This is a genomic window from Roseovarius sp. THAF27 (genome assembly GCF_009363655.1).
GTDB lineage: Bacteria > Pseudomonadota > Alphaproteobacteria > Rhodobacterales > Rhodobacteraceae > Roseovarius.
Map to the genome: position 1 here is coordinate 1,150,424 of NZ_CP045393.1, position 20,401 is coordinate 1,170,824.

Consider the following 20,401-nt stretch of genomic DNA (forward strand, 5'->3'; position numbering starts at 1 on the left):
CCGAAGATCCGCATCTGTAACCAAGTTATTGCTCGATAAGGTCATTGCCGGTTCCGCTCTTCTGGCTCTTTTTCCCGTGATGCTGGCGGCAGCAGTAGCGATCAGGCTTACAACTGGCGGTCCCGTGTTCTTCCAGCATCGAAGGGTGGGCCTCGGCGGGCAACAATTCGGCTGCCTCAAATTCTGCACGATGGTTCCGGATGCCGAGAACCTGCTTCAGTTCATTCTGAAGACGGACCCGGTCGCGCGTGCCGAATGGACGGCAAACTACAAGTTCGAGAATGACAGCCGTGTCACGTGGGTTGGACGGTTTCTGCGGCGCACCAGCATCGACGAGCTGCCACAGCTGATCAACGTGCTGCGCGGCGACATGACGCTGGTCGGACCGCGGCCGATCACCCAGGCGGAGCTGGAATTCTACGGATTGCACGCAGCGTACTACAAGTCCGTGCGCCCGGGGTTGACCGGCCTGTGGCAGGTCAGCGGACGCAGCGATACGGATTATCCCGAACGTGTCGCACTTGATGTACGCTATATTCGGTCGGCATCCCTTTCGTCGGATCTGAAGATCCTGCTTCAAACAATCGGAATTGTTCTGGCACGTCGCGGTGCTGTATGATGGCGTATAGATCCCGGTAAAAGGCGTTGCCTCGATGCGATCGGTTGAAACGGTGACACAGCTCCAGAGGTCTGATCTCGCTCTTGCACACACTGACAGCGTCTCGTCTGTCAGCCGTATCACGATCAACGGCAAGTTCCTGCAAGGTGATCTGATGCGGAACGGCGTGCACCGGACCGCCCTGAACTTCTCCGCCCAGATCCTGCGGCGGGCGCAAGGGGTCATCCCGGCCAGGATCGTGGCACCGCACGTGAACGATGTGAGGACCGTAGGCATGCTTGGCCTGGAGCCTGAAGTGTTCGCCGGCCGGCTTGGCAAGGGCCAGGGGTGGGAGATGTTGACCTTGCCGGCGCTGACCCGTGGGGAACTTCTGGTCAATTTCTGCAATCTGGGTCCGATCCTGCATCGCAACAGCGTCGTGATGATCCATGACGCGCAGGTCCTGACACAGCCCCAGTCCTACAGCCGGCGGCAGGTGCTGGGGTACCGGCTGCTCTGGCGGCAGATCTCGCGGCACGCGCGCGCGATACTGACCGTGTCAGAGCATTCGCGCCAGACACTCGCGGAGCTGGGTTTTGCGCCTCTCGACAAGACGTTCGTGGTGCATAACGGGACGGACCATATCCTGCGCACCGCCCCGGACGAAACGATACTGCAACGGATGAACCTGGCCGACCGGCGCTTTGTAGTGGCGTTGGGATCGCTGCAACCGCACAAGAACCTGGCGACTTTGTTCCGGGCTTTCGAGGCTCCGCAACTGGCCGATGTCCCATTGGTGCTGGTCGGGCAGCCCGGGCGCCGGGACTACGAGGCGCGCGGGTGGTCCCCGCCGAGAAACGCAGTCTTCGTGGGGCCGGTAAACGACGCGGAATTGCGTGCGCTTTATACGCAGGCAACGGCCTTTCTCTTTCCGTCGGTCACGGAAGGGTTCGGCCTGCCTCCGATCGAGGCGATGCATTGCGGGACGGCCGCGCTGGTGTCGGACGGCGGCGCGATCCCGGAGGTCAGTGGCCCGGGTGCTTGCGTGTTGCCGACGCGTGATCCCGATGCGTGGGCGGATGCAGTGCTGAAATACCTGGGGGACGACGCCGCACGATCGGCGCTTGAGGCCCGGGGGCGGGTGCGTGCGCAACAATTGACTTGGGATCAGGCCGGGGCGACACTCTGGCAACGCCTTTCGACGATGCTTTAATACTTATTCGGCGCAAAAAAAAAGGCGCCTTACATCATTGGACAACACCATGCCGAGAGTCGGATTCAAGGAACTTTTCAGGTTGGCTCACGTGGTCGCCGACGGACAACTGCTCCGTTATGCGAAAGGAGACCGCGGATACACCAGCCGGTTTGAAAACGCCTTCGCAGAGACAATGGGCGTCGAGCATGTCCTGACCGTCAACAGCGGCACCAACGCGCTTGTCGCGGCTTTGGCCGCGGCCGGCATCGGGCCGGGGGACGAAGTTCTCGTGCCGGCCTATACTTGGGTGTCCACGGCAATCGCCCCCATGGCCGTCGGGGCCGTGCCGGTGCTTGTGAACATCGACGAAAGCCTGACAATCGACCCCGAGGACATAGAGCGCAACATAACGCCTCAGACCAAGGCCATCATGCCGGTGCACATGCTCAACCTCGTTTGCGACATGGACCGGATCATGCAGATCGCACGCGCCCATGACCTGAAGGTGATCGAGGATGCCTGCCAGGCGATCGGCGCGACCTACAAGGGCCGCCGGGTCGGCAGCATCGGCGACGTCAACGCCGTCAGTTTCAACCATTACAAGAACATGACGTCCGGCGAAGGCGGCGCCGTTCTGACCAATGACGACCGGCTTTTCACGCGGGCGCGGATGTTTCACGATCCAGGCAATTTCATCCGGGGTCACGAGCGAAACAACGAGCCGCTGTTTTCCTGTCTGAACATGCGGGTGTCGGAGCTGACGGGCGCAATGCTGGATGCGCAGTTGGCACGGCTGGAGCCGCTTCTGACGCGACTACGCCGACGTCACCGCATGATGGCGGAGGTCTTTGAAGACGCGCCCGGTGTGCGCCTGTCACCGCATCATGATCCGGAAAACGCTGTCGGCATGGCGGTGATCTTCGACCGCGAGGCGGATGCACGGGCCTTCGGCCAGCTTCGCGGCTTCGAGCGGTTGATCGAAACCGATCGGCATGTCTTTACCAATTGGGAAGTGATCTTTTCAAAGCGCTGGTTCGACCCGCGCATGAACCCCTATCAGTGGGCCAAGCGCGACATCGAATACCGCGTCGAGGACTTCGAGAGGACACTCGATATCCTGCGGCGCACCTGTCGGGTCGCGCTAGGCGCGCAGTACCCGCTGCCGATAATGAAGTTTCGGCGGCGCGCGGTGGCGCGGGCTTTGCAGCGCGCACCCGGCATTTCCGGCAAGGCTTTGGCATGATCCATGAACCCAGCATATCGGTCAGCAAACCTGTGACCTTGCCGTCCGCGCCGGCGCTCGAAATCGTGGTCATCAACGTGAGGCAGGCGGAGGAACGACGACGTCGTATCACGGCTCAGTTCGCCACGCTCGGTCACCCGTGGCGGTTCTTCGAGGCGCATACGACGCTCACCAACCCCGCTCTGCGGTATGATCCCGCTCGGATCCTGCGCACTTATGCGCGCCAGATGACACCATCACAGCTTGCGCTTTTTTCCAGTCATTACACCGCGATTGCCGACTTTGCCGAAAACGGTGCAGGCGATTATCTGCTGGTTTTTGAGGATGACGTGCTCTTCGACACCGCGTTCCCTCTTGATGCACTCACCCGATACTGCAGCGACACAGGGATCGATTACATACGGCTATTCGGGATGTATTACGCGGCGGCCAAACAGCTAAATTTCTTTTTCGACAGGTCAATCGTGCGCTATCGGTCGTCCCCGGCAGGCGCGCAGGCGTATATGCTTTCCCGGAAAGGCGCGGCACGCGTGATGGAGACATGCCGCGACATCGAGACGGCCTGGGATCTGTCGCTTGACGAGTTCTGGAAGACCGGGCTTCCGATCTACTCGGTCTATCCGTTTCCGGTGATCGAGCGTTTCTCGGCGAGCTCGGTGCCGATGAACAAGTATGGGCCGCTGTCTCCGCGCGAGCGGCTCGCCTGGTTGGCGCATCGCGCGCGCAACAAGCTGCGAAAACTGCGAGCCAACCTTCGGTTGGCGCAAGCCGACAGGTCGCTGCGCGCCCGCGATCCGGGCTTTCAGCAGGTCGACGACGACATGATTCGCCATGGTTGAAGGCGACGGCGCCCGTCGCGTGCCCGCCCGGCCGAGCCGGCAGACGTGGCGCATGCGTGATCTGCACGAGATCGATCCGTGCGAGGAATTGCCGTCGGATGTCGTGATCGTCGGCGGCGGGGCCGCAGGGCTGACCGTGGCACAGGGCCTCGCGGGGACAGAGCGCGAGGTGCTGGTGCTGGAAAGCGGCGGTCTGGAGGAAACCGAAGCGGCCGAGGCCCTGAATGCCGTCGATACCGAGCCGGGGCTCTGGAACGAGGACCAGCAAGCCCGTCGCCGCGATTTTCACGGTGCGCAAACGGACTTGTGGGATCACGCCAGGCAGGGCTTCGGTGTTCGTTGCCGTGTGCTGGGTGGTTCCACTCAAGCCTGGGCGGGCAAATCGGCAGCCTTCGACGCGATCGACTTCTCCGCCCGTAGCTGGTTGCCAGACAGTGGTTGGCCCATCTCGGCCGGCGACCTTGCCGAGCCGCTCGAGCGCGCGGCACGTACCCTCAATCTGGGTCCGAACTGCTATGACGAAGAGCTTTGGGCGCTGATGAACCGAGAGGCGCCAGTGCCTTGCCCGGACCGGGATGTGCTTGGTTCGTATTTCTGGCAGTTCGCGCGTTCGCGTATCGCGCCGATGGAAGTCATGCAGATGGGCCATGAATTTCGGAAGAACCAGCCACGGAACTGCCGCGTCGTGACCGGGGCGACCGCGCTGACCATTTTGTGCGATGCCGCGGGCGGGCGTGTCACGGGGATGCGTGTCGCCGATGCTAAAGGTGCGACCCGGGTCATTCCTGCCCGGCAGGTCGTGCTCGCGGCGAGCGCGATCGAGAACGCCCGGCTTCTTTTGAATTCCCCGGACCAACCCGGTCGTGGGCTGGGGAACCGTCATGGTGTCGTCGGGCGCTATCTTATGGATCATCCAAGTGCGGTGGTCGCACATTTCGAAGACGACGCGATCATACCAATGTCCAGGATGTTCGGCTTTTTCGGACTGAGAACCGAACACGGCACCAGCATGTACATGCGGGGCCTGGCCCCGACGGCCGCAGTTCAGCAGAAGGAAGAATTGCTGAACTGCGCGGTGTTCATGCCGAGCGAACGCGCGGCTGACGATCCGCTTCCGGCGGCGAAGCGGATTCTCAAAGGGCAAAGCGAAAACACGTTGCAGGATATCGCGAACGTCCTGCGCTCACCGGGTATCATCGCAAAGGGTCTCGCGCGCATGGCAGCGCAGCACCCGCGATTTCCCACCGGCTTGACCCGTTTCGCCGTCGAACAGGTTCTTCGCTTCCGCCCGAATTTCGCCGCCGAGGAGTACCTTACCGGCGGCATGCCGCACAAGCTTACGGGTCTGGCCGTTCAGGCGATATGCGAGCAGGCTCCGAATGCCGAGAACAGAGTATCCTTGTCGGACCGGGTCGATCGCTTCGGTCAGCCACTGCCTCTCGTACAGTGGCGCGTGGGAGAGCGGGAAACGCGCACATTGGCGCGACTGGGCGAATTGGTCGCGCTTGAGTTCGAGCGTGCCGGGCTGCCATGTCCGAGGCTTGACCCCTGGGTGCGCGATGGCGGCGATGCTCCGGCGACGATCATCGACATGGCGCATTCCTCCGGTACGACGCGGATGGCCACGGATCCGAGGAAAGGCGTCGTCGACGCGGATTGCCGCGTGCACGGCTTTTCCAACATTTACATCGCGGGCGCTTCGGTCTTCGCAACCAGCGGGCATGCCAATCCAACGCTGATGATCGTTGCCCTGGCTCACAGGCTGGCCGATCATCTGCGGGCCGCCCCGGCAGACAACGCATGATCCGCGTGGCAGCCGGTTTCTGGAAGCGTCGTGAAGGCCAACCACGGTGTCCGCACCCTTGTGTCGGCGCCACTGACCCGGGTCTTGTTCAAGAGGGTTTACTGCAAGTAATCTGCTAAATCAGGCCCAAAGATGGGGCTGAATGCGTTAATGACAGCGGAAGTTCCCCCTAGGGTGCTGTCATTCACGGGGAGAATTTGGAGGCGAGTACCGGAATCGAACCGGTGTACACGGATTTGCAATCCGCTGCGTCACCACTCCGCCAACTCGCCGTCCGTGGTGGGCCGATCGGCCTGAGATGCCTGATTAGTGTTTCGTGCAGGCGTTGTCCAGACCCCGCGCGCGGATCTGGAAAGCTTCGGTGCCAGCGGTCGCCTTTGCCGTCGGTGAAGACCGGCGTGACGCACGCGTTCTGGCCGGTGTTTCGGTCTTCCGAGCGCTGCGATACCACCGCGCTCATAACGACGTCCGGGACGATCCGCGCATGGGGATCGCGTCCGCCGGGTGGGACGGGGGACGCGGGCGGTCACGTCGGACCTGGGCGCGGCGTGCCTTTGCGGCGTCGCGCGCAGTGTTGCTTCAAAGGGTCGCTCTGACGCTTACGGGGTTATGGGCATTGTGAGGGTCGAGGGTTTGTGGCAGAAACTCCGTGAGGACAATGCAGCTACAGGAACGTCCAATGACGGATTACTCCGCACGCCGGACCATGATGGTCGATACGCAAGTGCGCCCGGCCGACGTCACCAAGTTTCCAATCATCGATGCGATGCTCGCGGTTGCCCGCGAGGCGTTCGTGCCCCGCCACCTGAGAGAGGCGGCATATGTCGGGGAGAACATCGACCTCGGGGGCGGGCGCGTCGTGCTCGAACCCCGGACCCTGGCCAAGATGCTGGATGCGCTGGATATCCGGTCGAACGAGCTGGTGCTCGATCTGGGATGCGGGCTTGGATACTCCTCTGCCGTCGCGGCCCGCATGGCCGAGGCGGTCGTCGCGGTCGAGGAGAACGAAGACCTGGCAGAGGAGGCGCGCTCGATCCTGTCGGAGCGTGGAGCCGACAACGTCATCGTGCATGAGGGCCCCCTGGCCGAGGGCGCGGCCGAGCACGGGCCCTACGATGTGATCATGATCCAGGGCGCGGTTGACGAACTGCCGGAGACGATCACCGACCAGCTGAAGGAGGGCGGCCGCATGGCCTGTCTCTTCGCCGAGGGCCGGCTGGGAGCGGTACGTGTGGGCTACAAGGTGGATGGCGCGATGAATTGGCGTTTCGACTTCAACGCCGGGGCCCCGGTTCTGCCGGGCTTCGAACGACAAGCGGCGTTTTCGCTATGACCTGCGGGGCGCAAGTGACGGCCGGTAGGGGCCGCGTTTCCAAGGGGCGCGCGCTGTCGTCGATCAGAGCGTGTTTGCTCGCGGGTGCGGTTGCGGTGGCCGGGATGACCGGCCTGGCGGGGGCTGCAAAATCCGAAACGCTGGGCGAGGCGCTGGCCTGGGCCTACGAGTACAGCGGGTTGCTCGAACAGAACCGCGCCCTGTTGCGGGCCGCCGACGAGGATGTCGCGCAGGCCGTGTCGCAGTTGCGCCCGATCATCAACTGGACCGCGGACATCACGCGGGATTTCGGCAAGGCGAAGACCAGTGGCCTGATCAATCCGGTCCGCAGTACGAATTTCAACACCGGCATCGTGCTGGAACTGTTGTTGTTCGATTTCGGACAGACCCGATTCCGCATCGATGCGGCGAAAGAGACGGTTCTGGCGACGCGTGAGTCGTTGCGCAGCATCGAGCAGCAGGTTCTGCTGCGCGCCGTTGCGGCGTTTTACAATGTGCAGCGCAACCGCGAGTTCGTGTCCTTGCGGCAAAACAACCTGCGTCTTCTGCGGCAGGAGCTGAGGGCCGCGCGGGACCGTTTCGAGGTCGGCGAGGTCACGCGCACGGATGTCGCGCAAGCCGAGGCGCGGGTTGCCAGCACCGAGGGTGAACTGGCGGAAGCGCAGGGCAATCTTGCGCAAGCGGTGGAGGAATACCGCGCCGTCGTCGGGCGCACGCCGGGTACCTTGCGGACGCCGGGTGGGTTGCCGAATCTTTCCGCCGGGATCGAGGCCTCGAAGAACATCGCGGCCCGCAATCATCCGGATATCCTGCAGGCCCAGCGGCAGGTTGCCTCGGCCGATTTGACGATCCTTGCCGCCGACGCCGCGATGAAGCCACGGTTCACGGCCCAGGGGCGGCTGGGAGTCGGCGAGGATCTGGACAGCAGCGATTACACGCGCTCGGGCAGTGTGGGGCTGAACATGCAGGCGCCGATCTATCAGGGCGGTCTGCTGAGCTCGGCCAAGCGCCAGGCACAGGCGCAGCGGGACGCGGCGCGTGGCAATCTGCACGTGGTGCGTCGCGCCGTCATTCAGGATGTGGGCAACGCCTTTGCGATCCTGCAATCGGCGCGGGTCGTGCGCGAGGCGAGCCGCGAGCAGGTGCGTGCGGCGCAGGTCGCCTTTCGCGGTGTGCGCGAGGAAGCGACGCTGGGAGCGCGGACGACGCTGGACGTGCTGAACGCCGAGCAGGAACTTCTGAACGCGCGCAGCAACCTGATCTCGGCCGATGTGGACGTGGCGGTTGCAGCCTACCAGGTGCTTTCGGCCATCGGACAGCTGACGGCCAAGGACCTGAAGCTCAACGTGCAGACCTATGATCCGGCGGCCTATTACAACCTGGTGAAGGACGCTCCGGTGCCGATCAGCAGGCAGGGCAAGCAGCTGGACCGGGTCCTGAAATCGCTCGGGCGGCAGTAACGGCCCGGGACGATACCGCCCGGTGCGCAAAAGCGTTTAAAAGGCGGCGTTCTAAAATGTTGTGCGAATTTGCGCCAGTCGCTAGACTGTCGCGCAGGCAAGAATGGTAGTTGAGCATGTCTGATCCCGTCTCGAATGCGGAAATCGAGGACGTCCTGTCGTCTATCCGCCGGCTGGTCTCGGCTGATAAACGTTTCGAATCGCACGTGGCGGAACCACGGCACGGGGCATCGGGCCCGAGTACATCGACACAGAGCGCAGACGCGGAAGACCGCGCGCTGGAACCCCAGGGTGCCGCCGGGCCTGGCGAAGCGCGGCTGGTGCTGACACCGTCATTCCGGGTCAGGCCGGAGGAGGAAGATGTCGCCGCCGACCCAGCGGGGGACGACGCCGAGCACCTGGCGCTGGAACAGTGGCAGGTCACGCCCGACTCGACTGTCGAGGCCGCCGGGTCAGACACCGAGGAGGTTGATGACCAATCCGCGGACGCATGGGACAACCATAGCGAGGATGACTCGCAGGTGGGCGAGACGGCCGAACCCTGGCCCGAGGCCGACGACGATGCCATGGCCGCGTCGCATGGCGACATGCGGACGGAGGATGATGCGCATCTCAAGGACTGGCTGACCGCCGAAGATACGGCCGAAGACACGTCTGACGATTCCGCCGATGACCGGCAGGATGATACTCTGCCGGACGACGGGGATGCGCAAACAGGCGCGGATTTCGAAACCGCGGCTTTTGTCGACGACGACGTGGCCTTCGACTATACCGATCCGGACGTGCCCGAGGACGCAACCGAAGCACTGGACCGCGAGCCGGAAACATCGGAACTCGAGGCGCGGATCGCGGAGGTCGAAGCCGCCGTGGCCGCCCGTGAGGACCAGTGGGAGCCCGATGGCGCCTCCGAAGACGCCTATGCCGGCGGACGGACCGAGCCTCTTCCCTGGGAAGATCACGTCGAGACCGCGACCCCGGTTTTCATTCCGAGGGCCGCGCATCACGACACGGCGGAGTCGTCGCAGGACGACGCCCCAGATGAAATGCCGTCGCCCGACACCTCCGCCTCCGGCGAGTCGACATCGCCGGGCGAGGCTGACGGGTCTTTCGGTGAGAGCCCGGAGGAGCAGGGCGCGGACACGGCCCGGGGCGCGGAGACCTGGTACCGCGAAGACACCGATGCGGTTCTCGACGAGGACGCCCTGCGCGACCTGGTGAGTGAAATCGTTCGGCAGGAATTGCAGGGCACCCTGGGGGAGCGTATCACCAGAAACGTCCGCAAGCTGGTACGCCGCGAGATCCATCGCGCGTTGATGGGCCAGGAACTGGAATAACGGCGACGCTTTCGGTCCGGCCGGGGTGAATTCATAGCCATCCAGCCTGGCGCCCGTCGTCCGCTTGCAGGCGCGTCAGGCAATTTTCCGAATGCAGGATGGGCGTGGCCCAGGTGGCCGAGACCGGGAGCCATGCCGGGTGCGTCCAGGTACATGGTCGCCGCCGCAAAGCCCGAGGACATGGCCGCGGCGCCTTGCCGCAGACTTGCGGCGAGGCTCACATCCCTGCCATCGGCACGGAGTGCCGCCAGAACGGCGAGGGTGGCCTTGCTGCCGGGTGTCAGGACAAGATCGGAGAGCGCCGGGCCGGGGGCTGCGGCCTTGGCTGGAGTTCCGTGGCGCCTTCGTTGTCGCAACATGACCCCAGGAACGAAAAAGCCCCGCCAGTGAGGCGGGGCAAATTCTAATTCGACGACGTGGAGGATCAGGCGGCTTCGGCCTGCGCGGCGGCGTTGCGACGCTCGCTTTCCTCGCGCGACAGGGCAACCGAGGTGCGCACACCCTTGCCCACAAAATCCATCAGGCCGGAGACCACCCGTTCGTTCGGGTCAATGCCCGCGCAGGACAGCACTTCGCGACCATCGCGAGAGCGCGCCCAGCGGGCAATTTGTTCCGGGCCATTGCCGTATTTCTTGTCGTCGGCAATCGCGTCGTCCAGAGCAGCCAGTACGACGGCTGCGAAAAGTTTGCGGGCACGGTTTCCTTGCTCTGCATTGAAAGCCGTACCGTCAACGAAATCTTTCATGTTTCGTCCTTGTTTTTATTGCTCTTGTGTCTCAGGCGTGGCGCCGGTTATGACGGGTTTTCAGCGATTCGGATAGTCCCGAAACGCATAACACGTCTGCGCGGTTTGCATGGCTTGCTGCGAATGCAGCACGATATGTCGTCGTCTTGCATGACATCACACGACTAGATATAGGTTTGGGCGAACATCGATCAACCTCTTGTCATGGTTTCGCCACAATGCCCAAAATCAACGGAAACGAGATACGTCCCGGTAATGTCCTGGAACACAATGGCGGCCTTTGGAGCGCCGTCAAAGTCGACCACGTCAAGCCCGGCAAGGGTGGCGCGTTCGCCCAGGTCGAACTGCGCAACCTTCGTAACGGATCAAAGCTTAACGAACGGTTCAGAAGCGCGGACAAAGTCGAACGTGTGCGCCTCGAACAGAAGGATCAGCAGTTTCTCTATGAAACCGACGGTATGTTTGTGTTCATGGATTCAGAGACTTACGAACAGATCGAATTGCCTGCCGACCTTCTGGGCGAGCGTCGGCCATTCTTGCAGGATGGCATGACAATCACCGTAGAATTCTATGAAAACGAGGCGCTGAACGCGACCCTGCCGCAGAAAGTGAACTGCCGCGTGGTCGAGACGGAGCCGGTCGTGAAGGGACAGACGGCCGCCAACAGCTTCAAGCCGGCCATTCTGGACAATGGTGTCAAGGTCATGGTGCCGCCCTTCGTCGGACCCGACGAAGAGATCGTCGTCAACACCGAGACGATGGAATACGCCGAGCGCGCCTGAGCCGGTACCGCCCGGCCGCCTCGGCGGCTGCGGCGAGACGTCGCATCAGTCGGGCAGGCGCAGGGTTGCGTCCTCAGCCTGCATCGTTCCGGTGGCCCGATCGAATCGAAGATAGGCGATGGCGCGATTGCCCGATTGGGTGAACAGCGTCCCCGCAGGCTTGCCGTCGGCCGTGATCGCCGTGCCGACCGGGGCGCTGCCCTCCAGATCGACCGAGGCGAACCCCTTGCGCAATTCGGTCTTGTGCTTCATCCGCGCGGTCACTTCCTGCCCGACGTAACACCCCTTGCGGAAATCCACGCCGTTCAGCCGCTCGAACCCGGCTTCCAGGATGAAGGTGTCGGGCGTAAGTTCGATGTTGGTTTCCGGGATGCAATGGGCGACGCGGATCGCGTCGAAATCGCTGCTGTCATCGCCCGCCTCGGCGCCATAGAGACGCCATCCAAGCGCCGAATGGCGCGGATCATCGAAGGCCCCGTCGGGCCGTTCGCCGGTGCCGCGCCAGACCGCAAGATCCGTCTCGGTGATCTGCACATCGGCGCGCAGCTTGTACATGTTGAGCCGCTGCACCAGGCCATCGGCCAGGTCTGCCGCGACGTCCAGGAGGATCTCGCCGTCCCGGGGCACAAGGAAGAAATCGGCCAGGTACTTGCCCTGCGGCGTCAGCATCGCGGCGTAGACCAATCCGTGGTCCAGCTTCCTGATGTCGTTGGTGACCAGCCCCTGAAGGAAATCGCGCGCCTCGGGGCCGGTGATCTGAAATATCCTGCGGGTCATGGAGGGCCTCGTCTTTGTCATGGCCGTCATATAAGAAAATCGGTGTGAATTGACAGGGCCAGCAGCGATGCGCGCGAAACTTTCCGTGGTGATGCCGACACTGAATGCCGAAGCCGGGCTGCGGCGCTCGTTGCCCGCCCTGGCCGAAGGGCTGGAGGCCGGGCTGATCCGGGAGCTGGTGATTTCCGACGGGGGATCCGACGACGCGACGGTTCGGGTCGCGGAGGCTGCCGGCGCGAGGCTGGTCGAAGGGGCGGCGTCCCGCGGGGGGCAGTTGCGACGCGGGGCAGCGGTGGCGCAGGGCGATTGGCTGCTGTTTCTGCATGCCGACAGCGTTTTGTCGCCAGGCTGGGCCGAGATCGTCAAGGACCATATCGCGGCGGGGCGCGGCGCGGCGGCGTTCCGGCTGGCGTTCGACGCCAGGGGCGTGGCGCCAAGGCTGGTGGCGGGATGGGCCAATCTGCGCAGCAGGCTCTTCGGGTTGCCATATGGCGATCAGGGGCTGTTGATCCCGCGCATAATGTATGATGCGGCGCGCGGCTACCGCGACATCCCGTTGATGGAAGACGTGGCCATGGCGCAGGCGCTGGGGCGGCGGATCACGCTGCTTGGTGCCGTCGCGACCACCAGCGCGGAGCGCTACAGGCGCGAGGGGTGGCTGCGCCGGGGCGGGCGCAACCTGCTGTTGCTGCTGCGGTATCTTGCGGGGGCGCGCCCCGAGGAGCTGGCGCGGCGCTACTGACGCGCGTTCAGAACCACGGTTTGTACGTGGCCTGGAAATCGGCCTGCAGGCCCAGGTGATCGTATTCGGTCCGAAGCCAGTCCTCGAACGAGATGGGCGCCTGCGCGTTGCGGGCCTCGTAGACGTCGAAGATATGGTCGAGCGTGCCCGTCTTGGAGCGCCGGACATGCAGATAGCGCAGGCCAAGCTGGCGGCGGGCGATGTCGATCGGTGCCCCTTCGATCACCAGAAGATAGATCGCCGAGGCGAGGCCGGCCCGGTCGGCGCCGGACTTGCAATGCATGACGAACGGCTTCTCCAGCGTTCGGAACGTGTCGATCAGCGCCAGCAGGTCCTCGGCAGGGGGGGCATGGCGGGCCTGAAGGCTGATGCTGACGAGGTTCAGGCCCAGTTTGCGACAGGTTTCGACCTCGGTGTGGTAATGCGCCGACGGGTAATCGCCGCGCAGGTTGAGCACCGTGTTGATGCCCTTGGCCTTCATCCTGGCGAAACGTTTCAGCGTCGGGTGGTTGGAGCGATAGACGCCCGGTGCGATCTGAAAGAAGTTGGTCCAGACGGTGCGCAGGATCTCGTGGTCGAACCACAGGTTGTAGATACGCGCACGGCGGCGGTTTTCCGGCGTCGACAGGTCGGTGTTGTAAGACGCGCGCAAGTCGCGTTCCCAGTTGCTGATCCGCTTGAAGAAATTCATCTGGGCCCTTCGCCATGGTCCGGTGACGCCCCCATGTAGGGGCAGGTCGCGCCCGTGGCAAGGAACGGCGATTGACGGCGCCCGGGATGCGGCTAAGTTGCACGCAATTCTTGACGTGGAGACGTGTAATGAGCGGTGCCGGCGGACGCCCCTACCTGGCCATTCCCGGCCCTTCGGTCATGCCCGACCGGGTGCTGCGCGCGATGAACCGCGCCTCGCCCAACATCTATGCGGGCGAGCTGGTGGACATGATGCCGAAGCTGGTGGCGGACTTGTGCGGGGTCGCGCGCACCAGGGGCCACGCGGCGATCTATATTGGCAACGGACACGCCGCGTGGGAGGCGAGCCTGGCCAACACGGTGCAGCCCGGGGAAAAGGTGTTGGTGCTGGCGACGGGGCGGTTCGGGCATGGCTGGGCCGAGGTCGCCGAGGCGCGCGGGATCGAGGTGCAGTTGCTGGATTTCGGGCGGCAGGCGCCGGTTGACTGTCAGGCGGTCGAGGACGCGCTGCGCGCGGATAAAGCACATGAAATCAAGGCGGTGCTGGTCACGCATGTGGACACGTCTTCTTCGGTTCTGAACGATGTGCCTGCGGTGCGGGCGGCGATGGACGCGGTGGGGCATCCCGCGCTGCTGGCGGCCGACTGCATTGCCTCGCTGGCCTGTGACCGGTTCGAGATGGACGCTTGGGGCGTCGACGTGATGGTCGCGGGCAGCCAGAAGGGGCTGATGACGCCGCCGGGGCTGGGATTCGTATTTTTCAACGACAAGGCCTCGGATGTGCGCCGGACGGTCCCGCGCGTCAGCCGGTATTGGGATTGGGTGCCGCGCACCGAGCCGGAATTGTTCTACCAGTATTTCGGTGGCACGGCGCCGACGCATCACCTGTACGGTCTGCGCGAAGCCCTTGATATGCTTGGAGAAGAGGGGGTCGAGGCCGTCTGGGCCCGGCACGAGCGGCTGGCCCGCGCGGTCTGGGCCGCGTGCGAGGTCTGGGGCGCGGAGGGGCCGCTGAGGTTGAACATTGCGGACGCGGCACAGCGCAGTCGAGCGGTGACCTCGCTGGCGGTTGGCAAGCCCTTGGGCGAAGACCTGCGCCAGTGGGTCGAGGCGCATATGGGCGTCACGCTGGGGATCGGATTGGGCATGCAGACCGAGGATGACCCGCGCAGCACCGGCTATTTCCGGATCGGGCATATGGGGCATCTGAACGGTCACGCGCTGCTGGGCGTGCTGGGGGCTGCCGAGGCGGGGCTGACTGCGCTGAATATCGCGCATGGCGACGGCGCGGTGCAGAGGGCGGCGCAGGTTCTGGCCGCGCCTTAGGCGTTCGAGCGGCTGAATCGGGTGATCAGCAGGTTCAGCCCATAGCCCACCGCCATCACCACCGGCAGGCCGAACACCATCCACAAGGCCATGAAAATCCAAAGCAAATTGACCAGCCCCATGACCAGTGCGGCATTGGTGTAATTCGGTGCTTCGGGCATCTGGCGGCGTCTCATGCCCGTGATCTTAATGCAGGACCCGCTGCTGTCAGTTAATTTCTACGCACGGGCTGCGGCCAACGCCTTGGGCAGGGTCTCTGCCAGCAGATCGAGGTCCTGCGGGCGGCCACAGCTGATGCGGATGCAGCGGTTGAGCGGGGCGACACCCGGCATGCGCACGAAAAGGCCACGCCCGATCAGATCGTTCAGGACCGCGCGGGCGAAATCACCATCGCGGCCGCAATCCACGGCGACGAAATTGGCCGCCGAGGGCAGGCTGTGCAGGCCGTTGGCGGCGGCGATCTCGGCGATGCGGTCGCGGGCCTCGGCCATGCGTGCGATCGTCTTGGCCAGCCAGTCCTCGTCCTGAAGGGCGGCCAGGGCACCGGCCTGGGCCACGCGATTGACGCCGAAATGATTGCGAATCTTGTCAAAGCTGCGGATCAGGTCGGGCGCGCCCATGGCATAGGCGATGCGGGCGCCTGCGATGCCGTAAGCCTTTGAAAAGGTGCGCATTCGGATGACGCGCGGGTCGTATATGGGTATCTCCGGCGCGGTGCCGTCGGGGGCGAATTCGATATAGGCTTCGTCCAGCATCAGAAGACAGCCCGGTGGCAGGTCGTCAAGCGCGGCGCGGAGTGTCGCCCCGTCATGCCAGGTGCCCATCGGATTGTCGGGGTTGGCGAGGTAGACGAGTTTCGCGCCAACCTCTTTCGCTTTGGTTAAGAGCGCGGCCGGATCCTCGTGGTCGTCCTTGTAGGGCACCTTGTGCAGGTCGCCACCGAAGCCCGCCACGTGGTAGTTGAAGGTGGGGTAGGCCCCGTCGGAGGTGACGACGGCATCGCCGGGTTCGATCAGCAAGCGCACCAGATAGCCCAGAAGCCCGTCAATCCCTTCGCCCACAACGATATTTTCAGGGTCCACGCGGTGATGCGCGGCCAGGGCGCGGCGCAGATCATGGCTGGTGGCGTCGCTGTATTTCCAGATGTCGCCCACCGCCTCCTGCATCGCCGCGATGGCCTCGGGCGAGGGGCCGAAGACGTTCTCGTTGGCGCCGAGACGGGCGGCAAACGGGGTGGCTGTTTCGCGCTCGCGGACCTCGGGGCCGACGAAGGGGACCGAGGCGGGCAGGGCGCGGACGATATCGGTGTAGCGTGGGCCGGTCATGCAGAGAGGTAACGTCAAAGCCGGGCCGGGTGCAAGGCGAAGGGGAGAGAGGTTAACGCCCGAAACCCGCGTCGGTATCGCGTCGGTATTTGGGTGGCATCGCGTCGGTGCCATTGTCCGGCACCCGGAAAGGTTAACGCCACGCCCGGGGCGGACGTGGCGTTATGAGTATTTCAAGCAAGAAAAAGCCGGGATTTTTCAGCCCAGTTCGGCCAGACGGTCGAGGGCGGCGCGCAGCTTGCTCTCTTCCTCTTCCCGGGCGGCGAGGTTCTCGCGGGCTTCCTCGACCACCTCGTCGGGGGCGCTTTCGACGAACTTGGGATTGCCCAGCCGGCCGCGCAGACCGCCCAGTTCCTTTTCCAGCTTGCTGAGGGTCTTTTCCAGCCGGGCCTTTTCCTCGGCCACGTCGATGACATCGGCCAGGGGCAGGCCGAAACTGGCGCCCTCGGCTGGAATGGTGATGCAGCCCTTGGGGAAGCTTTCGACGACTTCCAGGGCCTCGATCCGGGCAAGGCGCTTGATCATCGTGGCGTTGTTGTCCCAGGCAAGGCGCGCGGATTTCGAGAACTCGGTGACCAGAAGCGGCGTGTAGAGGCCCACCGGCACATGGACCTGCGCGCGGGCCGAGCGGACGCTGTCGATCAGGGCGATGACCCAGTTCATCTCGGCGTCGGCCTCGGCGTCGATCAGCTCGTCGCCATAGCCGGGCCAGTCGGCGTGGATCAGCATCTCGTCGCGGCTGGCCAGCGTGCCCCAGAGCTCTTCGGTGATGAAGGGCATGATGGGGTGCAGCAGGATCAGGCACTGGTCGATGACCCAGGCCATTGTGTCCTGCGTTTCCTGCTTCACCTCGCCCGTGCCGTCCAGCAGGAGCGGCTTGGAGAACTCGACATACCAGTCGCAGACCGTGCCCCAGACGAAGGCGTAAAGCGTGTTGGCGGCATCGTTGAAGCGGTATTGCGACAACGCGGAATCGACGAGCGCCTTGGTCTTGGCGGTTTCGCCGAGAATCCAACGGTTTACGGTCTGTTTCGGTTGCGGAATGGCGCCGGTGCTGCCAACCGCCTCGTTCATTTCGGCGAAACGGGCGGCGTTCCAGAGCTTGGTGCCGAAATTCCTATATCCTGCAATGCGTTGCGGCGACAACTTCAGGTCGCGCCCCATGGCGGCCATGGCCGTCAGGGTGAAGCGGACGGCGTCGGCGCCGTACTCGTCGATCAGCTCCAGCGGGTCGAGCACGTTGCCGAGCGACTTGGACATCTTCTTGCCCTTCTCGTCGCGGACGAGGGCGTGGACATAGACGTCCGAGAACGGCTTTTCGCCCACGACGGCGTATTGCATCATCATCATCCGGGCGACCCAGAAGAAGATGATGTCAAAGCCGGTGACCAACACGCTGGTGGGAAAGTATTTTTCCAGTTCGGGCGTCTTTTCGGGCCAGCCCAGCGTGCCGATGGGCCAGAGCCCCGAGGAAAACCAGGTGTCGAGCACGTCGGGGTCGCGCCAGACCGGGTAGACCAGATGCGTGGGATCCTGGCTGGCCGTGTAGTCGGCAAGGCTGGAGGCGAGCTTGTGCAGCGCATCCTCGCGGTCCTTCGCCTCGACCACGGTCATCGAGGCCAGCGGCGTGGGCAGGTCGGTCAGCTGCGCGGTGAAGGCCTGTGCGGTCGCCTCGAAATCGTGGCCGCATTCCATCAGCGGGGCGAAGTGGCTTTCGTTGAGAACCTCAAGCATTTCAACGAGATCCAGCGCGCCATCGCCTTCGCGGTCGCGGAAATCGGGTGCGCTGAGGTCAAAGCCGTACCAGACCGGAATCTGGTGCCCCCACCAGAGCTGGCGCGAGATGCACCAGGGCTCGATGTTTTCCAGCCAGTTGAAATATACCTTGCGGTCCTGCTCTGGCATGATGGTGACGTCGCCGGATTTCACCGCCTCGATGGCGGGGCCGACGATCTTGTCGGTGGCGACGAACCACTGATCGGTCAGCATCGGCTCGATTACCACCTTCGAGCGATCGCCGAAGGGCTGCATGATTGGCTTCGATTCAACGAGCGGGAGGTAGGCCGGGGTTGACCCCGGCTCGGCGCCGTCCTCGGGGGCCGGGGTGAACCCCGGCCTACTCTTGTCCTCGTGTTGGACGGGGACCATGACCGCCAGACCCTCATCGGTGATCTGCTGGACGACCTTTTCACGCGCCTCGAAGCGGTCGAGGCCGCGCAGGTCGTCGGGGACGAGGTTGATCGTGTCGGCCTCGGCCTCGGTAAGGCTGCGCTCGCCCTTGGCCACGGCCATGGCGATCTCGGCCATCTTCGCATAGGGGGAGCCGTCGTCGCGCATCGCGCCCTTGGTGTCCATCAGGCGGTACATGGGGATGCCGCCGCGCTGCGCCACGCCGTAGTCGTTGAAGTCATGCGCGCCGGTGATCTTGACCGCGCCCGAGCCGAAATCGGGGTCCGGATATTCGTCCGTTATGATGGGAATGAGGCGACGATGCTCTTTCGGTCCGACTGGAATTTCGCAGAGTTTCCCCACGATTGGCGCGTAGCGTTCATCCGACGGGTGAACTGCGACCGCGCCGTCGCCCAGCATGGTCTCAGGCCGCGTGGTGGCGATGGAGATATAGTCGCGCGTCTCCTCCAACACGACATTTCCATCGTCGTCGCGCTCGACATAAGTGTAGGTCGCGCCGCCCGCCAGCGGATATTTGAAATGCCACATGTGGCCCGCAACCTCGGTATTCTCGACTTCCAGATCGGAGATGGCCGTCTCGAAATGCGGGTCCCAGTTGACCAGCCGCTTGCCGCGATAAATCAGGCCTTTTTCGTACATGTCCACGAAGACCTTGATGACGGCGTCGTGGAAATTGCCTTCCTCACCCTCGGGGGCCGAGGGCGCGCCGGACATGGTGAAGGCCTCGCGCGACCAGTCGCAGGAAGCGCCGAGGCGCTTCAGCTGGCCGATGATGGTGCCGCGCGACTTGATCTTTTGTTGCCAGACGCGTTTCTCGAACTCTTCGCGGCCCATCTCGACGCGCGTGGGCTCGCCGTTGGCGGCCATGTCGCGCTCGGTCACCATCTGCGTGGCAATGCCGGCGTGGTCGGTGCCGGGCTGCCACAGCGTGTCGAAGCCGCGCATCCGGTGCCAGCGGATCAGGATGTCCTGCAACGTGTTGTTGAAGGCGTGGCCCATGTGCAGGCTGCCCGTCACGTTGGGGGGCGGGATCATGATGGAAAAGGTCTCGGCCCCGGGCCTGGCATTGGCGCCGGCCTTGAAGGCGCCGCTCTCTTCCCAGGCGGTCGAGAGGCGCGGTTCGGCCTCGGCTGCGTTGAAGGTCTTTTCCATCGCCATGATGCAGGTCCCGTGCTTGGAAATAAGGTCTTGGGTCGAATACCGAAAGCGCGGGGCAAGGGAAAGAGGCAGGCTTTTCCTCTGGCCGAAAATATCCCGGGGTGAGCGTTGAAACGCAGTTTCAACGTGAGGGGCTGGCCCCTTTAACCCGTCTTCGGACTCAGCGCGCCGCCGCCACCTCCGGGTTCACCAGTGGTTCGCGTGCGCCGGGTCGGATCACCTGAGGATCATAGGGCGTGCGGGCGAAGACCTCCTCGACCATGGGCGCGAAAAACTCGAGCGGCAAGGTGTTGTAGCCGGGGTCGAACGAGGCCTGGTCCCAGCGTTCGCAGAATTCGGCGCAGTCGTCGAAATACGCATGCCCGGCGTGGCGGTCGCGCTTGTTGGGGTCGGCCCCGTCGAGGTGGTGGCCGTAATAGAGCATCTGGAAATCGCCATGGGTGGCGACGCACCAGGTGACCTGTTCGCGCACGAAGGGTTTCAGGATCGTGGCGGCGTATTCGTCGTGATTGTAGGGCGCGTAGATGTCGCCGATATCGTGCAGAAGCGCGCCGACGACCCAGTCGGTATCCGCGCCGTCGCGCCAGGCGCGGGTGGCCGATTGCAGGGAATGTCCGAGGCGCGTGATCTGGTAGCCCGACAGGCTTTCGTCCAGCTCCACCAGCGCCTTCATCAGGCGCTTGGCGGTGTGTTTCGTGTGGTTGATCTCGTGCTCGTTGAGGAACTCGTAATCCTCTTTGGTGCCGTCCTTCATCTGGGTGAAGCTGACCTTGTCCATGGCGCCGACTCCTGTTGCCGTTTCGGCGCCAACCTAGGGGCAGGGTGCTTGCGTGGAAAGGGGGTGTCGCCGCGCCGGCGTC

Annotated in this window: 18 protein-coding genes and 1 tRNA gene; 11 read left to right on the forward strand and 8 right to left on the reverse strand. The window is 63.9% G+C overall.

Features of this window, described 5'->3' with window-relative positions:
• Positions 1–28: 28 nt before the first annotated feature.
• The 5 genes from FIU89_RS05770 to FIU89_RS05790 all read left to right on the forward strand — a co-directional run bounded on the left by FIU89_RS05770 (position 29) and on the right by FIU89_RS05790 (position 5,679).
• Positions 29–619, forward strand: coding sequence for a sugar transferase (locus tag FIU89_RS05770; RefSeq protein ID WP_254701800.1), 591 nt, complete (start codon positions 29–31; stop codon positions 617–619).
• Positions 620–653: 34 nt separating this feature from the next.
• Positions 654–1,811, forward strand: a complete 1,158-nt coding sequence (locus tag FIU89_RS05775) for a glycosyltransferase family 1 protein (protein ID WP_152491721.1) — start codon at positions 654–656, stop codon at positions 1,809–1,811.
• 175 nt (positions 1,812–1,986) lie between these two features.
• Positions 1,987–3,036, forward strand: coding sequence for a DegT/DnrJ/EryC1/StrS aminotransferase family protein (locus tag FIU89_RS05780; RefSeq protein ID WP_216647052.1), 1,050 nt, complete (start codon positions 1,987–1,989; stop codon positions 3,034–3,036).
• Entirely contained in the window at positions 3,033–3,875 is an 843-nt protein-coding gene (locus FIU89_RS05785) for a glycosyltransferase family 25 protein (RefSeq protein WP_152491723.1), read from the forward strand. Before FIU89_RS05780 ends, FIU89_RS05785 begins: the two co-directional genes overlap by 4 nt.
• Positions 3,868–5,679 carry a GMC oxidoreductase gene (locus FIU89_RS05790; RefSeq protein WP_152491724.1) on the forward strand — a complete coding sequence of 604 codons (1,812 nt, stop codon included), beginning with the start codon at positions 3,868–3,870 and terminating at the stop codon, positions 5,677–5,679. The genes FIU89_RS05785 and FIU89_RS05790 overlap by 8 nt, the downstream gene beginning before the upstream one ends.
• A gap of 198 nt (positions 5,680–5,877) precedes the next feature.
• On the opposite strand, the gene FIU89_RS05795 is transcribed toward FIU89_RS05790, so the two are convergent.
• Positions 5,878–5,951 (reverse strand) — tRNA-Cys (locus FIU89_RS05795).
• Positions 5,952–6,358: 407 nt separating this feature from the next.
• On the opposite strand from FIU89_RS05795, the gene FIU89_RS05800 reads away from it, so the two are divergent.
• From FIU89_RS05800 to FIU89_RS22205, 3 genes are all read left to right on the forward strand, one after another.
• The gene (locus tag FIU89_RS05800) at positions 6,359–7,012 is read left to right on the forward strand and encodes a protein-L-isoaspartate O-methyltransferase (protein ID WP_152491725.1); all 654 of its coding nucleotides are present in this window, start codon (positions 6,359–6,361) and stop codon (positions 7,010–7,012) included.
• A 104-nt stretch (positions 7,013–7,116) separates the two neighbouring features.
• Complete coding sequence (locus tag FIU89_RS05805; protein ID WP_172978034.1) at positions 7,117–8,472, forward strand: TolC family outer membrane protein; 1,356 nt, start codon at positions 7,117–7,119, stop codon at positions 8,470–8,472.
• Between the two features lie 116 nt (positions 8,473–8,588).
• Complete coding sequence (locus tag FIU89_RS22205; RefSeq protein ID WP_172977966.1) at positions 8,589–9,806, forward strand: hypothetical protein; 1,218 nt, start codon at positions 8,589–8,591, stop codon at positions 9,804–9,806.
• A 424-nt stretch (positions 9,807–10,230) separates the two neighbouring features.
• On the opposite strand, the gene FIU89_RS05815 is transcribed toward FIU89_RS22205, so the two are convergent.
• Positions 10,231–10,551, reverse strand: a complete 321-nt coding sequence (locus FIU89_RS05815) for a DUF6280 family protein (protein ID WP_152491727.1) — start codon at positions 10,549–10,551, stop codon at positions 10,231–10,233.
• A gap of 218 nt (positions 10,552–10,769) precedes the next feature.
• Here FIU89_RS05815 and efp point away from each other — a divergent pair, with 218 nt between their 5' ends.
• Positions 10,770–11,333: an elongation factor P gene (gene efp / locus FIU89_RS05820; protein ID WP_152494414.1), complete on the forward strand. Its 564-nt coding sequence runs from the start codon at positions 10,770–10,772 to the stop codon at positions 11,331–11,333.
• A gap of 45 nt (positions 11,334–11,378) precedes the next feature.
• Here the strand turns inward: efp and FIU89_RS05825 are convergent, their stop codons facing one another.
• Positions 11,379–12,110: a folate-binding protein YgfZ gene (locus FIU89_RS05825; RefSeq protein WP_152494415.1), complete on the reverse strand. Its 732-nt coding sequence runs from the start codon at positions 12,108–12,110 to the stop codon at positions 11,379–11,381.
• A 67-nt stretch (positions 12,111–12,177) separates the two neighbouring features.
• Between FIU89_RS05825 and FIU89_RS05830 the strand changes: the two genes are divergently transcribed.
• Positions 12,178–12,852, forward strand: coding sequence for a TIGR04283 family arsenosugar biosynthesis glycosyltransferase (locus tag FIU89_RS05830; protein ID WP_152491728.1), 675 nt, complete (start codon positions 12,178–12,180; stop codon positions 12,850–12,852).
• A 7-nt stretch (positions 12,853–12,859) separates the two neighbouring features.
• Here the strand turns inward: FIU89_RS05830 and FIU89_RS05835 are convergent, their stop codons facing one another.
• Positions 12,860–13,543 carry a tyrosine-protein phosphatase gene (locus FIU89_RS05835; protein WP_152491729.1) on the reverse strand — a complete coding sequence of 228 codons (684 nt, stop codon included), beginning with the start codon at positions 13,541–13,543 and terminating at the stop codon, positions 12,860–12,862.
• A 128-nt stretch (positions 13,544–13,671) separates the two neighbouring features.
• On the opposite strand from FIU89_RS05835, the gene FIU89_RS05840 reads away from it, so the two are divergent.
• Positions 13,672–14,868 (forward strand): alanine--glyoxylate aminotransferase family protein, encoded by a 1,197-nt coding sequence (locus FIU89_RS05840; RefSeq protein WP_152491730.1) that lies wholly within the window; start codon positions 13,672–13,674, stop codon positions 14,866–14,868.
• Here the strand turns inward: FIU89_RS05840 and FIU89_RS05845 are convergent.
• The 4 genes from FIU89_RS05845 to FIU89_RS05860 form a co-directional block, all read right to left on the reverse strand.
• Positions 14,865–15,044 carry a hypothetical protein gene (locus FIU89_RS05845; RefSeq protein WP_152491731.1) on the reverse strand — a complete coding sequence of 60 codons (180 nt, stop codon included), beginning with the start codon at positions 15,042–15,044 and terminating at the stop codon, positions 14,865–14,867. The genes FIU89_RS05840 and FIU89_RS05845 overlap by 4 nt on opposite strands.
• 42 nt (positions 15,045–15,086) lie before the next feature.
• Positions 15,087–16,193 (reverse strand): pyridoxal phosphate-dependent aminotransferase, encoded by a 1,107-nt coding sequence (locus tag FIU89_RS05850; protein WP_152491732.1) that lies wholly within the window; start codon positions 16,191–16,193, stop codon positions 15,087–15,089.
• A gap of 198 nt (positions 16,194–16,391) precedes the next feature.
• Positions 16,392–19,541 (reverse strand): valine--tRNA ligase, encoded by a 3,150-nt coding sequence (locus FIU89_RS05855; RefSeq protein WP_152491733.1) that lies wholly within the window; start codon positions 19,539–19,541, stop codon positions 16,392–16,394.
• A gap of 160 nt (positions 19,542–19,701) precedes the next feature.
• On the reverse strand, positions 19,702–20,319 hold the full coding sequence (locus tag FIU89_RS05860) for an HD domain-containing protein (protein ID WP_152491734.1): 618 nt from the start codon (positions 20,317–20,319) through the stop codon (positions 19,702–19,704).
• Positions 20,320–20,401: the final 82 nt, after the last annotated feature.